The 14,972-nt window shown below is 43.7% G+C and carries 6 protein-coding genes, 6 tRNA genes and 3 rRNA genes; 13 read left to right on the top strand and 2 right to left on the bottom strand.

The genetic code is table 11. The annotated features are described in order from the left end of the window. Nucleotides 1-203: 203 nt before the first annotated feature. The 8 genes from secA (at nt 204) to GFH30_RS10580 (ending at nt 6,533) form a co-directional block, all read left to right on the top strand. Complete coding sequence (gene secA / locus GFH30_RS10615; RefSeq protein WP_153372455.1) at nt 204-2,933, top strand: preprotein translocase subunit SecA; 2,730 nt, start codon at nt 204-206, stop codon at nt 2,931-2,933. Nucleotides 2,934-3,069: 136 nt separating this feature from the next. After that, nucleotides 3,070-3,420 (top strand): hypothetical protein, encoded by a 351-nt coding sequence (locus GFH30_RS10610; RefSeq protein ID WP_153372454.1) that lies wholly within the window; start codon nt 3,070-3,072, stop codon nt 3,418-3,420. Between the two features lie 153 nt (nt 3,421-3,573). Next, nucleotides 3,574-4,794 (top strand): bifunctional glutamate N-acetyltransferase/amino-acid acetyltransferase ArgJ, encoded by a 1,221-nt coding sequence (gene argJ, locus GFH30_RS10605; protein ID WP_153372451.1) that lies wholly within the window; start codon nt 3,574-3,576, stop codon nt 4,792-4,794. A 133-nt stretch (nt 4,795-4,927) separates the two neighbouring features. Next, nucleotides 4,928-5,995 (top strand): quinolinate synthase NadA, encoded by a 1,068-nt coding sequence (gene nadA / locus GFH30_RS10600; protein ID WP_153372449.1) that lies wholly within the window; start codon nt 4,928-4,930, stop codon nt 5,993-5,995. A gap of 154 nt (nt 5,996-6,149) precedes the next feature. After that, nucleotides 6,150-6,226: transfer RNA gene (locus GFH30_RS10595), tRNA-Pro, on the top strand. Between the two features lie 35 nt (nt 6,227-6,261). Beyond that, a tRNA-Arg gene (locus GFH30_RS10590) sits at nt 6,262-6,338 on the top strand. A 39-nt stretch (nt 6,339-6,377) separates the two neighbouring features. Beyond that, a tRNA-His gene (locus GFH30_RS10585) sits at nt 6,378-6,453 on the top strand. 3 nt (nt 6,454-6,456) lie between these two features. Further along, nucleotides 6,457-6,533: transfer RNA gene (locus GFH30_RS10580), tRNA-Pro, on the top strand. 102 nt (nt 6,534-6,635) lie between these two features. On the opposite strand, the gene GFH30_RS10575 is transcribed toward GFH30_RS10580, so the two are convergent. Then, nucleotides 6,636-7,853 (bottom strand): GGDEF domain-containing protein, encoded by a 1,218-nt coding sequence (locus GFH30_RS10575; protein WP_153372447.1) that lies wholly within the window; start codon nt 7,851-7,853, stop codon nt 6,636-6,638. A 674-nt stretch (nt 7,854-8,527) separates the two neighbouring features. On the opposite strand from GFH30_RS10575, the gene GFH30_RS10570 reads away from it, so the two are divergent. From GFH30_RS10570 to rrf, 5 genes are all read left to right on the top strand, one after another. Next, nucleotides 8,528-10,065: ribosomal RNA gene (locus GFH30_RS10570) — 16S ribosomal RNA — on the top strand. 60 nt (nt 10,066-10,125) lie between these two features. Next, nucleotides 10,126-10,202 (top strand) — tRNA-Ile (locus GFH30_RS10565). A 68-nt stretch (nt 10,203-10,270) separates the two neighbouring features. Then, nucleotides 10,271-10,346, top strand: a tRNA-Ala gene (locus GFH30_RS10560). A gap of 421 nt (nt 10,347-10,767) precedes the next feature. Beyond that, nucleotides 10,768-13,662 (top strand): 23S ribosomal RNA (locus tag GFH30_RS10555). Nucleotides 13,663-13,842: 180 nt separating this feature from the next. Beyond that, nucleotides 13,843-13,957, top strand: a 5S ribosomal RNA gene (gene rrf, locus GFH30_RS10550). Together the 16S, 23S and 5S rRNA genes with 2 tRNA genes alongside form the textbook arrangement of a ribosomal RNA operon. Nucleotides 13,958-14,049: 92 nt before the next feature. Here rrf and GFH30_RS10545 read toward each other — a convergent pair. Then, a complete protein-coding gene (locus GFH30_RS10545) occupies nt 14,050-14,919 on the bottom strand; it encodes an IS982 family transposase (RefSeq protein WP_153370362.1) in 870 nt (289 codons plus the stop codon). Between the last annotated feature and the right edge of the window lie 53 nt (nt 14,920-14,972).

Below are 14,972 nucleotides of genomic sequence, written 5' to 3'. Positions count from 1 at the left end.
TATAAAAATCCCAAGCTTCGGCGACTATGTTGTCTGTATAAAATTTGATACATTAGCCTGCCTTAGATTTTGCGCGCTAGAAGTCGCGATTAGATTTTTTACGGTGTTTTCGCGCAAAACCCTTGTACTTCAAATTTCTAGCACCATAATAACCACTAAGAATTTATATTCATTTTGACAAGCAAGTTTTAGAGAGTCTATACATGTTGGCAAGTCTGATCGGAGGAATCTTCGGTACTAAAAATGAGCGCGAACTCAAACGCATGCGTAAAATCGTTGATAAGATTAATGCGCTCGAGCCGACGATATCAGTCCTTAGCGATGCAGACCTATCTGCAAAAACTGAAGAATTCAAACAACGATATAATAAAGGCGAAAGCTTAGATAAGTTATTACCCGAAGCGTTTGCGGTCTGCCGTGAAGCAGCAAAACGTGTCATGGGCATGCGTCATTATGATGTTCAGTTGATCGGTGGTATTACCTTACATGAAGGTAAAATTGCAGAAATGCGTACCGGTGAAGGTAAAACCCTCATGGGTACTTTGGCGTGTTATCTGAATGCTCTCAGTGGTGAAGGCGTTCACGTGATTACGGTGAATGATTACTTGGCACAACGTGATGCTGAGTTAAACCGTCCATTATTCGAATTTCTAGGCTTAAGCATCGGGGTGATTTACTCGATGCAAGATCCAACTGAAAAATCACAAGCGTATCGTGCAGATATTACTTACGGTACCAACAACGAATTTGGTTTCGATTATCTACGTGACAACATGGTGTTCTCACTTGCTGAGAAAAAACAACGTGGTCTTGTATACACCATTATCGATGAGGTCGATTCGATCCTGATTGATGAAGCACGTACGCCATTGATTATTTCTGGTCAAAGTGAAGATTCATCGCAGTTGTATGCGGCCATTAATACCATTCCACCAAAATTGCACGCGCAAAAAGAAGAAAAAGTGCCAGATGGTGGTCATTTCTGGATTGATGAAAAACAACGTTCAGTTGAAATCTCCGAAGCAGGTTTTGAGTTTGTTGAAAACGAACTGATTGCAATGGGTTTGTTAGCGGAAGGCGAAAGTCTCTATTCAGCATCAAACCTGAATCTTGTGCATCATGTAACTGCAGCCATTCGCGCACATTATTTATATCAACGCAACGTGCATTACATCATTCACGAAGGTGAAGTGATTATTGTCGATGAAAATACCGGTCGTACCATGCCGGGTCGTCGTTGGTCTGAAGGTTTGCATCAAGCCGTTGAAGCGAAAGAAGGTTTGGATATTCAACCTGAAAACCAAACGCTTGCAACCACAACATTCCAGAACTATTTCCGTCTTTATAAAAAGCTCTCAGGTATGACCGGTACAGCCGATACTGAAGCTGCGGAAATGAAGGAAATTTACGGTTTAGACGTTGTATTGATTCCAACCCATCGTCCGATGGTGCGTAATGACCATGACGATTTGATCTATTTAAATCGTGAAGGCAAGTACAACGCGATTATTCAAGAAATTGAACGTGTCCATGCCGCGGGTGTTGCGCCAATTTTGATTGGTACAGCCACCATTGAAGCATCTGAAATTCTATCAGATAAGCTCAAAGCTGCTGGTATTCAGCATGAAGTGTTAAATGCAAAACAACACGAACGTGAAGCCGATATTATCGCGCAAGCGGGCGCACCACGTGCTGTGACCATTGCCACCAACATGGCAGGTCGTGGTACAGATATTCTTTTGGGGGGTAACTGGAAATCGTTACTTGCCAAAATTGAAAATCCAACGCCTGAAGATGAAGTACGTTTGAAATCAGAATGGGATGCCAACCACGAAGCAGTATTGGCTTCAGGTGGTTTACACATTATTGGTTCTGAACGTCATGAATCACGTCGTATTGATAACCAATTACGTGGTCGTGCGGGTCGTCAAGGTGACCCAGGTGTGTCGCGTTTCTATTTGTCACTTGAAGATGACTTGATGCGGATCTTCGCGGGTGATCGTATTGTCTCTATGATGCGTGCGATGGGCTTGAAAGAAGATGAAGCCATTGAGCATAAAATGGTGTCGCGTTCGATTGAAAATGCGCAGCGCAAAGTAGAAGCGCGTAACTTCGATATTCGTAAGAACTTATTAAAATACGATGACGTAAATAACGAACAGCGTAAGATTATCTATTCACAGCGTGATGAAATCTTAGCTGAAAGTACCTTGCAAGATTATATTGAAGAAATGATTCGCGAAGTCATGCAAGGCATGATCGCAACTTATATTCCACCTGAGTCTATCCATGACCAATGGGATATTGCTGGTCTTGAGCAAGCATTGCGCGAAGACTTAAATGTTGAGCTTCCGATTGCCCAATGGTTAGAAGAAGATCGTCGTTTAGATGAAGAAGCCTTGGTTCGTCGTATTAGCGATGAAATCCTTGCGCGTTATCAATCACGTCGTGAACAAATGGGTCCTGAGTCGGCAGCAAGTCTTGAACGTCACTTTATGTTGAATTCACTCGATCGCCATTGGAAAGAACATTTGGCAGCGATGGATTACTTGCGTCAAGGTATTCATTTACGTGGCTATGCACAAAAAAATCCTGAGCAAGAATACAAAAAAGAAGCGTATAACTTGTTTGTAAATATGCTTGCAGTGATTAAATCTGATGTGGTGATGGATTTATCTCGTATTCATGTACCAACACCTGAAGAGCTTCTCGAAATGGAAGCACAACAACAAGCGCAAGCCGAAGCGATGCGTTTACAGTTGTCACATTCTGAGTTTGATGGTTTGGCGGAAGATGAGTCAAATGCGATAGATGCAGAGCAAAATGCAAATGCGGCATCTGTTGCACCTGTATTTGAAGTGCCTGCAAGCCGTAATGCGCCATGTCCATGTGGTTCAGGTCTAAAATACAAGCAATGTCACGGTAAAATTTAACTGATGTTGTAAAAACAGAGCCAATTGGCTCTGTTTTTTTATGTGAACAGCAAAGCGAATTCAGCATAACTATTTGCAGTAAAGTGCTTTAAGTGGTATTTAATGGCAGATAGATTACCGAGAAACGGAATACATAATGAAAACAGTATTAAAACCTTTTATGATCGCGCTATTGGCGATTCCGGCATGGGCGCAAGCGGCAGAAACCACGACTGTTGAGAAAGTTCAACAAGCGATTGGTCCAACCACTGCCCCTGTTGTTGTTGATCCAAACGGTCAAGTGACCGTACAAAGTCCACGTACCGGCATTAAATACACTTTTGCTAATCCAAACCGACCAATTGTGCTGCAAACTGCGGCAGTTGTCGCAGCCAATGCTGTGAATGCAGACCGAATTGTGGCATCGAATCCTGCCTTGTCACCTGCAAGCCAACAGCAAGCGAAACAAGCATTGCTGAATCAAGCAAGCGAATTGGCAAAAAACTGATCGAGTTCACTTTAAAAGACCAGTCTCTATGACTGGTTTTTTATTGCAAAAAAATAAGAATAAATAGTGGTAGAGTTCTGGCTTTAGCTCGATTTTTTGCCTCAGATCATCTAAGCTGTATTTTTCATAAACTTCAATATTGGACAATTCAAAATGGCAGTTGGTGACGTATCTATGCCACAGATGCATGTGGTGAAAGGGGTTAAAATTGGTTCGGCTGAAGCGTATGTGCGCTATCAGAACCGACGTGACCTCGTGATTTTCGAACTGGCTGAAGGCTCCAATGTTGCAGGTGTATTTACCCAAAATGCATTCTGTGCAGCACCCGTACATTTATCTAAAGCGCATTTAAAAGTAGGCAATCCACGTTACCTTGTGATTAATACAGGTAATGCCAATGCGGGCACAGGTCCAACAGGTATGGCAAATGCAGAAGCAACATGCGCCGCTTTAGCTGAAATTGCAGGTGTACAAGCAGCAGAAGTTTTACCATTTTCGACGGGTGTGATTGGTGAGCAGTTACCGATTGAACGTTTGGTGAAAGGTTTACAACCTGCATTAGATAGCTTGCGTGATGATGCTTGGGTGGATGCTGCAACCGGCATTATGACGACAGATACCACACCAAAAGGTGCATCAGAGCAATTTGAACTCGATGGTGTGACATACACCATGACTGGTATTTCAAAAGGTGCGGGCATGATTCGTCCGAACATGGCGACTATGTTGGGTTATGTCGCAACGGATGCGCCAATTAGTCGTGAGTTGGTGCAACAGCTCCTCAGCGAAACTGTGAATGTATCGTTTAACCGAATTACCATTGATGGTGATACATCAACAAATGACTCATGTATTTTTATTGCAACAGGTCAAGCCGGTGGTGCTGAAATCACATCAATTGAAGATCCACGCTATGCTGTGATTTTAGATGTACTGACTCGTACCATGAAACGCCTTGCACAATTGATCGTACGTGATGGAGAGGGTGCAACTAAATTCATTACTGTTGCAGTAGAAGGTGGGAATAACACCCAAGAATGTTGTGATATTGCCTATAGCATTGCGCATTCGCCGTTAGTAAAAACCGCAATCTTTGCCTCTGATCCAAACTGGGGTCGTATTTTGGCAGCGATTGGTTATGCAGGTGTACCAAACTTAGACGTTGCAAAAATTCAAGTTTGGTTAGATGATGTACAAATCTGTAAAGATGGCGGTGCAGCAGCAGACTATACGGAAGAAGCTGGCGCACGCGTGATGGCACAAGCCGAGATGATGATTCGTGTCGATCTTGGTCGTGGTGAAGCAAAAGATACAGTCTATACCTGTGACTTATCTTATGACTACGTCAAGATTAATGCAGATTATCGCTCATAATTTAGATTGAAATAAAAGCCTCCGTTGTGGGGCTTTTTTTATAACTGTAATTTTTTAATGATTGGTCAAAAACGATCAGTATGTAGGGTAAACGTTTGTTGATACGAACGTATAGGGAAGAGTAGAACGTGTTATGAATGATGCGACCAATTTAATCGCCAATGAAGCCAAATCGATTGTACAGGCGCATTTAGATCGTTTAAGCGATCCGAAAAACCATCAAATGACAGTGCAAGCCAAACAAGAGAAGTTTGCTCAAATCAAGGCAGAGCTCGAAAAGCGCGATGCAGTCTTGGTGGCGCATTATTATTGTGATCCTGAAGTACAGGAGTTGGCAGAACTGACAGGTGGTTGTGTGTCGGACTCTTTAGAGATGGCACGTTTTGGTCGCGATCATCCAGCATCTACCTTGGTGGTGGCAGGGGTCAAGTTTATGGGCGAAACCTCAAAAATTTTATCACCCAATAAAACTGTGTTGATGCCAACCTTAGAAGCGACGTGTTCACTCGATTTGGGTTGTCCTGTGGAGGAATTTACCAAGTTCTGCGATGCGCATCCTGATCACACTGTGGTGGTCTATGCCAATACCTCAGCAGCAGTGAAAGCACGTGCCGATTGGGTAGTGACATCAAGCTGTGCGGTAGAGATTATTGAATATCTTGATAGCTTGGGTGAAAAAATCATTTGGGCACCCGATCAGCACTTAGGTCGCTATATTCAACAAAAAACTGGTGCAGATATGCTGCTTTGGGATGGTGCTTGTATTGTGCATGAAGAATTTCGTTCGCGCGGTATTGCCAATATGAAAGCGATCTATCCAAATGCAGCAGTCTTGGTACATCCTGAATCACCGATGTCAGTGGTTGAGATTGCCGATGCAGTCGGTAGTACCTCGCAACTTATTCAGGCTGCACAAACATTGCCGAATCAAGAACTGATTGTGGCAACGGATCGTGGTATTTTCTACAAAATGCAGCAGGCCGTGCCAAATAAGACCTTAATTGAAGCGCCAACAGCTGGAGAAGGAGCGACATGTCGCTCTTGTGCTCACTGTCCATGGATGGCAATGAATGAACTTGATGGGATTTTGCAGGTTTTAGAGCAGGGTGATCAAGAAATATTCGTCGATCCAGCCTTGGCACAACGTGCAAAATTACCTTTAGATCGCATGCTGGACTTCAGTGCGCAATTAAAACGTTAAATTTTGTATAAAAAATATCTGAAATGCATGATTAATATACACTTGATGCAGTTTTTAGGTTTTTTTTAAATATAGGTGTTGACGTCTTAGGGCGTCACGCCTAGAATGCACACCGTACCGAACGAACACTTCGATACGAAAAGCTGAGATGAATCGGAGCATAGCACAGCCTGGTAGTGCACCTGGTTTGGGACCAGGGGGTCGTAGGTTCGAATCCTACTGCTCCGACCAATTCTTCAAGGCCGGTGGTGATTTTCATCAGTTAAGCGCTTGTAGCTCAGTTGGATAGAGCATCCGCCTTCTAAGCGGATGGTCACAGGTTCGAATCCTGTCAGGCGCGCCATTAGGTCGTTTGATGAAATAGAATCTAGTTTGTACAATGGTGGATGTAGCTCAGTTGGTAGAGCCCCGGATTGTGATTCCGGTTGTCGTGGGTTCGAATCCCATCATTCACCCCAATTCGGAGCATAGCACAGCCTGGTAGTGCACCTGGTTTGGGACCAGGGGGTCGTAGGTTCGAATCCTACTGCTCCGACCATCTTCTCAAAGATGGTCGAGATAAAAGATACCGCGTAAGCGGTTTTTTTATGCCTAAAATTTAATAAAACAATTCTTATTATCCGCTTTCTTCTCTTCTCATTTAAAACAAGTGATCTTCAAAATATTGCGGATTGAAAATCGCCCAATGCCTACCCGATGCTTTTGCTTGATACATGGCTTCATCTGCTTGGTGTAGTAGCTCATCTAAATTTTTCGCATGATAGGCGTAGCTTGCGCCAATACTAAAAGTAAAATAAATAGGCTGATCATCAACCACTAAAGGTTCGTAGCAGCTTTCTATCAGTTTTTGACAGAAATTTTTGAGTTGTTGGGTATCTTTCACTGTTTTAAGCACTACGGCAAATTCATCTCCGCCTAGGCGCGCAATAAATGCATCTTTTGGTAAATTTCTTTTTAAACGCTGTGTGGTTTCAATGAGGACTGCATCCCCCATTTGATGTCCATAAGTATCATTAATGGCTTTAAACTTATTGTTATCGATATATAGCAAAACCAAGTAGTGATTCAGATTTTGATTGAGTTCCCGATTAATGAATTGTTGAAAATAATGTCGATTAGGGATTTGGGTCAAAACATCGTGATGTGCTTGATAATTGAGTTGATCGTTATGTTCATTTAGATTTTGTTTGGTGCTTTCAAATTTTTCGATCAAAGTGTTGAAGGTTGTATTAAAAATTTGAAACTCACGAATATAAGTGAAAGGTGCGCGTTGCCATTTTTCGGTCTGAGTAAAGGTGTGAATGCCATGAATGAGGGGTTTGGTGTTGGCTTCAAGAAATTTTCGAGTTTTATAAAGATAGAAAAATAAAAAAATAGGAATAAAAGTGAGCGTCACTATAAAACTGCTAAGTAAAAGCCAGTAATAAAATAAATAATTTTTACTGCGTAATTGAACTTCAAGTGAAACAGCGGGTTTCGCATCATAAAGATCGATATGAATCCCATCTTTAAAAAATACGAAATTCACCATGTTCTCAAAAGACTGGGGTGGGGTGGTTGTGGTTTGGATATTGATAAGTTGATGTGATGGATCGTACTGAATAATAGAAAGCGCAAAGTCATGTTCAATGACAGGTTTTAACGTTTGGCTATAATCTTGGTTATTTGTTGGTTTGTTGCTTGAGGATAAAGCCCATTCAATTTGTTGTTGAATATTGTGGGTGATTAGCGTTTTTAAGATATAGCAGGCACACCCTAAAAAAATGAGACAGGTTAACAGGGTGATCGTGAATGCCACCTTGAGTTGTGCTTGATTAAAAAGTCTTATAAGAGACACTGTTTTTTGCGGATTCTTCATGAATAGTCTTCTATAGGCGACTTTATTTTTTCTTGATGAAAATGGTGATGTACTTAAAGTGAGTTATTTTTTAATAAGATAAGTGTTATTTCTAACAATATAATTTAAAAAAAAGTGCAGAGCGTTAAATTTTGTATGTGCAAAACATGCGTGTTTATATGAAAAAGAAGAAGGAATTGTTTTGAATAAAAGGAAATTTAGGAGAATACAACATAAATATTGCTTCAATAACAACCAAAAGAAGAGAAAAAGTAGGTTTTTGGTTCAATAAATAAGCGGACGATAGAAAAGATTGAAAATAGGGGTTGTGTTGGGTGTGAAATGCTGTAGAATGCACATCCATCGGCAGTGATGAAGATTAAAACTTCTGATAAAACAATGGCTTAGCACAAGATGTTAAGAATTGATTTTAGAAAGAAAGTTTAAAATAATTTGAATTACTGATTGACACTAGATAAATCTAGTGTAATATAGCCGACCTAGCTTGCTGGTGACGAACCAACAAGAAGATCATTAAGAGATTATGAAGAACAACTTGTGTGGATTTTTACTGATTGATTGATCGAAATTATTTTCATTGATTGATGGTAGAAATTACTCGAAGTTTATTTGAGAAATATTTGTCAGAAAATTGATGAGCCAAGATTGGTAGCCTTTAAGCTACTACTGATTTTAAACTGAAGAGTTTGATCATGGCTCAGATTGAACGCTGGCGGCAGGCTTAACACATGCAAGTCGAGCGGATGAAAGTAGCTTGCTACTGGATTCAGCGGCGGACGGGTGAGTAATACTTAGGAATCTGCCCATTAATGGGGGACAACAGTTGGAAACGACTGCTAATACCGCATACGCCCTACGGGGGAAAGCAGGGGATCTTCGGACCTTGCGTTAATGGATGAGCCTAAGTCAGATTAGCTAGTTGGTGGGGTAAAGGCCTACCAAGGCGACGATCTGTAGCGGGTCTGAGAGGATGATCCGCCACACTGGGACTGAGACACGGCCCAGACTCCTACGGGAGGCAGCAGTGGGGAATATTGGACAATGGGGGGAACCCTGATCCAGCCATGCCGCGTGTGTGAAGAAGGCCTTTTGGTTGTAAAGCACTTTAAGCGAGGAGGAGGCGCCCTAGACTAATACTCTAGGTGCGTGGACGTTACTCGCAGAATAAGCACCGGCTAACTCTGTGCCAGCAGCCGCGGTAATACAGAGGGTGCGAGCGTTAATCGGATTTACTGGGCGTAAAGCGTGCGTAGGTGGCCAATTAAGTCAAATGTGAAATCCCTGAGCTTAACTTAGGAATTGCATTCGATACTGGTTGGCTAGAGTATGGGAGAGGATGGTAGAATTCCAGGTGTAGCGGTGAAATGCGTAGAGATCTGGAGGAATACCGATGGCGAAGGCAGCCATCTGGCCTAATACTGACACTGAGGCACGAAAGCATGGGGAGCAAACAGGATTAGATACCCTGGTAGTCCATGCCGTAAACGATGTCTACTAGCCGTTGGGGTCTTTGAGACTTTAGTGGCGCAGCTAACGCGATAAGTAGACCGCCTGGGGAGTACGGTCGCAAGACTAAAACTCAAATGAATTGACGGGGGCCCGCACAAGCGGTGGAGCATGTGGTTTAATTCGATGCAACGCGAAGAACCTTACCTGGTCTTGACATAGTAAGAACTTTCCAGAGATGGATTGGTGCCTTCGGGAGCTTACATACAGGTGCTGCATGGCTGTCGTCAGCTCGTGTCGTGAGATGTTGGGTTAAGTCCCGCAACGAGCGCAACCCTTTTCCTTATTTGCCAGCGGGTTAAGCCGGGAACTTTAAGGATACTGCCAGTGACAAACTGGAGGAAGGCGGGGACGACGTCAAGTCATCATGGCCCTTACGACCAGGGCTACACACGTGCTACAATGGTCGGTACAAAGGGTTGCTACCTAGCGATAGGATGCTAATCTCAAAAAGCCGATCGTAGTCCGGATTGGAGTCTGCAACTCGACTCCATGAAGTCGGAATCGCTAGTAATCGCGGATCAGAATGCCGCGGTGAATACGTTCCCGGGCCTTGTACACACCGCCCGTCACACCATGGGAGTTTGTTGCACCAGAAGTAGCTAGCCTAACTTAATTGAGGGCGGTTACCACGGTGTGGCCGACGACTGGGGTGAAGTCGTAACAAGGTAGCCGTAGGGGAACCTGCGGCTGGATCACCTCCTTAACGAAAGATTGACGATTGGTAAGAATCCACAACAAGTTGTTCTTCATACGATGTACCTGAGGGTCTGTAGCTCAGTTGGTTAGAGCACACGCTTGATAAGCGTGGGGTCACAAGTTCAAGTCTTGTCAGACCCACCACTACTGACGAAGCAAGCAATTGCAGAGTAAGACAGAGAATCAGAATACATTGATCTAAATGATAAGCTGGGGACTTAGCTTAGTTGGTAGAGCGCCTGCTTTGCACGCAGGAGGTCAACGGTTCGACTCCGTTAGTCTCCACCAAATTTCAAGACAAGAAAAGCATGCTTTTCCTTGAAATTTAGGCAAGAAGCTACGCTTCGCGCAGTATGTGATCATACGGTGCTGAGGTTGATTAGTCCTTGAGCTATCAAGTGTTTAGATCCTAGAGATTAACAAGTATAAGCGTTATGATACGCGCACTTGGTAATCTCTGTGATTTATCACAGTTGCTACGATCCGATGAGGACGTAGATAATCATTAACAGAATATTTGAGTTGAAATAAATTGTTTAAGGCTCATTTCAAGTAAGCAATTACGAGGAATGAGAAACTAGCGATTAACTGAATCAAGCGTTTTGGTATATGATTTTGATTGAAGCTGTACAGTGATTAAATTCACAGTACTTCGAACTGTATGTTGAAGGTGCTCCTTGTAGGTACCGTCGACTGTTTGGGGTTGTATAGTCAAGTAATTAAGTGCATGTGGTGGATGCCTTGGCAGTCAGAGGCGATGAAAGACGTAATAGCCTGCGAAAAGCTCCGGGGAGGCGGCAAATATCCTGTGATCCGGAGATGTCTGAATGGGGAAACCCACTTACCATAAGGTAGGTATTGCATGATGAATACATAGTCATGCAAGGCGAACGAGGGGAAGTGAAACATCTCAGTACCCTTAGGAAAAGAAATCAATTGAGATTCCCTTAGTAGCGGCGAGCGAACGGGGATCAGCCCATTAAGTTACATAAGCTTTAGTGGAACGCTCTGGGAAGTGCGAACGTAGAGGGTGATATTCCCGTACACGAAAGGGCTTATGTAATGATGACGAGTAGGGCGAGGCACGTGAAACCTTGTCTGAATATGGGGGGACCATCCTCCAAGGCTAAATACTCCTGACTGACCGATAGTGAACCAGTACCGTGAGGGAAAGGCGAAAAGAACCCCTGTGAGGGGAGTGAAATAGATCCTGAAACCGCATGCATACAAGCAGTGGGAGCCGGCATTGTGTCCGGTGACTGCGTACCTTTTGTATAATGGGTCAGCGACTTACATTCAGTAGCAAGGTTAACCGAATAGGGGAGCCGTAGAGAAATCGAGTCTTAATAGGGCGTTTAGTTGCTGGGTGTAGACCCGAAACCGGGTGATCTATCCATGAGCAGGTTGAAGGTTGGGTAACACTAACTGGAGGACCGAACCCACTGTCGTTGAAAAGCCAGGGGATGACTTGTGGATAGGGGTGAAAGGCTAATCAAACTCGGTGATAGCTGGTTCTCCCCGAAAGCTATTTAGGTAGCGCCTCGGACGAATACCATTGGGGGTAGAGCACTGTTTCGGCTAGGGGGTCATCCCGACTTACCAAACCGATGCAAACTCCGAATACCAATGAGTACTATCCGGGAGACAGACTGCGGGTGCTAACGTCCGTAGTCAAGAGGAAAACAATCCAGACCGCCAGCTAAGGCCCCAAAATTATAGTTAAGTGGGAAACGATGTGGGAAGGCATAGACAGCTAGGAGGTTGGCTTAGAAGCAGCCACCCTTTAAAGAAAGCGTAATAGCTCACTAGTCGAGTCGGCCTGCGCGGAAGATGTAACGGGGCTAAAACTATATGCCGAAGCTGCGGATTTGCAATTTATTGCAAGTGGTAGGGGAGCGTTCTGTAAGCCGATGAAGGTGGATTGAGAAGTCTGCTGGAGGTATCAGAAGTGCGAATGCTGACGTGAGTAACGACAAAACGAGTGAAAAACTCGTTCGCTGAAAGACCAAGGGTTCCAGTCCAACGTTAATCGGGGCTGGGTGAGTCGACCCCTAAGGCGAGGCCGAGAGGCGTAGTCGATGGGAAATTGGTTAATATTCCAATACTTCTGTGTAATGCGATGAGAGGACGGAGAAGGTTAAGTCAGCCTGGCGTTGGTTGTCCAGGTGAAAGACAGTAGGCATGCATCTTAGGCAAATCCGGGGTGCTCTATGCTGAGAGTTGATAGCAAGCTGTACTTGTACAGCGAAGTGGCTGATACCATACTTCCAGGAAAAGTCTCTAAGCTTCAGTTACACAGGAATCGTACCCGAAACCGACACAGGTGGTCAGGTCGAGTAGACCAAAGCGCTTGAGAGAACTCTGCTGAAGGAACTAGGCAAAATGGTACCGTAACTTCGGGAGAAGGTACGCTGTCGACGGTGACGGAATTTACTTCCTGAGCGGTTGACAGCCACAGAAACCAGGCCCCTGCAACTGTTTATTAAAAACATAGCACTCTGCAAACACGAAAGTGGACGTATAGGGTGTGATGCCTGCCCGGTGCTGGAAGGTTAATTGATGTGGTTAGCGCAAGCGAAGCTATTGATCGAAGCCCCAGTAAACGGCGGCCGTAACTATAACGGTCCTAAGGTAGCGAAATTCCTTGTCGGGTAAGTTCCGACCTGCACGAATGGCATAATGATGGGGGCGCTGTCTCCAGCAGAGACTCAGTGAAATCGAATTCGCCGTGAAGATGCGGTGTACCCGCGGCTAGACGGAAAGACCCCGTGAACCTTTACTGCAGCTTGACATTGAACTTTGATCTTACTTGTGTAGGATAGGTGGGAGGCTTTGAAGTCGTGACGCTAGTTGCGATGGAGCCAATCTTGAAATACCACCCTGGTAATATTGAGGTTCTAACTCTGCTCCATAATCTGGAGCGAGGACCATGTCTGGTGGGTAGTTTGACTGGGGCGGTCCTCCTAAAGAGTAACGGAGGAGTACGAAGGTGCGCTCAGCGTGGTCGGAAATCACGCGTAGAGTATAAAGGCAAAAGCGCGCTTAACTGCGAGACCCACAAGTCGAGCAGGTACGAAAGTAGGTCTTAGTGATCCGGTGGTTCTGTATGGAAGGGCCATCGCTCAACGGATAAAAGGTACTCTGGGGATAACAGGCTGATACCGCCCAAGAGTTCATATCGACGGCGGTGTTTGGCACCTCGATGTCGGCTCATCTCATCCTGGGGCTGAAGCAGGTCCCAAGGGTATGGCTGTTCGCCATTTAAAGAGGTACGCGAGCTGGGTTTAGAACGTCGTGAGACAGTTCGGTCCCTATCTACCGTGGGCGTTGGAAATTTGAGAGGATCTGCTCCTAGTACGAGAGGACCAGAGTGGACGAACCTCTGGTGTACCGGTTGTGACGCCAGTCGCATCGCCGGGTAGCTATGTTCGGAAGGGATAACCGCTGAAAGCATCTAAGCGGGAAGCCTACCTCAAGATAAGATTTCCCAAGGACTTTATGTCCTCTAAAGAGCCGTTGAAGACTACGACGTTGATAGGTTGGATGTGGAAGTGCAGTGATGTATGAAGCTGACCAATACTAATTGCTCGTGAGGCTTGACTATACAACACCCAAACAGTTGGTGTTGTAGTCGAAATCACTACAAAACAACTTGATTTAGTTTGAAAGCTAAGTAAAATTAAACAACACATCGATACTCAAATATCTCTGTTAATAACTCTTTTGACCAAAGCTAGGCATGCGAAAGCAACTAAGACCATAGCGAGTAATCATAAACAGTTGTGCTGGCGACAATAGCAAGAGTGAACCACCTGATCCCTTCCCGAACTCAGAAGTGAAACCTCTTAGCGCTGATGGTAGTGTGGGATTACCCATGTGAGAGTAAGTCATCGCCAGCTCATTAATTCAAAACCCCCTCAATCAAAAGATTGAGGGGGTTTTTCTTTGTGGGGAAGAAAGTTTTTTATATTTTATTTAACCCGAATCCTGTTTAAGCCGATGACTCCATAATTTGAATTGTTGGCTTATTTTTATGGATCAATTGATATGCACACAAGGACGCGTAAATCCCTCCTAGAAATCCATGAACACTGCGTGCTTTGCTTGTCACTAAATTGTACTGACCTTTCAATAAACTGAATAAAGTCTCTATCTTATTACGCTGTTTTAAGTGATATTTATCTGACTCAGAAAGTTGTGTAGCCTGCATATTTTTTCGATGATAGGTAATTAAATCAATGCCTTGCTCTTTTAATCTAATCTTCAGTTCTTGACTAATATAGCCACGATCTCCATACAACTTTGCTTCCACCTCTTTAACGAGTCTCTCAACCATTTTTATGTCAGCAACATGTCCATTCGATAAAGCAGAACAAGCAATTTCACCAAATTGGTTCATTGCAATGTGCAATTTACAGCCATAAAACCAGCCCATTGAACTTTTACCACGAGATGCAATTTTAGCTAAAGATTTATGGCGTTGAATACGTTGATTTTTACAAACTGGCAGAGTTGTTGAATCAATCCATAAATATTGTGTACCTTGGTCTTTCATCAGCACCACATGTAAAGCGTGTAGAGCCAATTGGTGCATATTGATCAGATGAATCATCCTTTGATAGCAAGGCAAATACTTAAATAAATGGTTTTTATCTTCTTTTAACCAAATGAAAAATGCTTTGAAATTATTGAAATGAGAACATTTGTACCAAATAGCGATAAAACAGATTTCTGAAATGGTTAAATGAGCAGTTCTGATTCTTAAGGAACGATTACTTTGCTTAAGAAAATTCCAGTAGGTTGCTTCAAATTTAAGAAAGAAATCATCAATTAAGCAAAATAATTCGGTACTATTAAACATCGGGACTAGAGTTTTAAGTTTTGTGTGGTAACTCAACTGATGGCTCTAGTCCT

Source organism: Acinetobacter wanghuae, from assembly GCF_009557235.1.
GTDB lineage: Bacteria > Pseudomonadota > Gammaproteobacteria > Pseudomonadales > Moraxellaceae > Acinetobacter > Acinetobacter wanghuae.
This window is presented reverse-complemented; position numbering and strand designations above follow the sequence as displayed.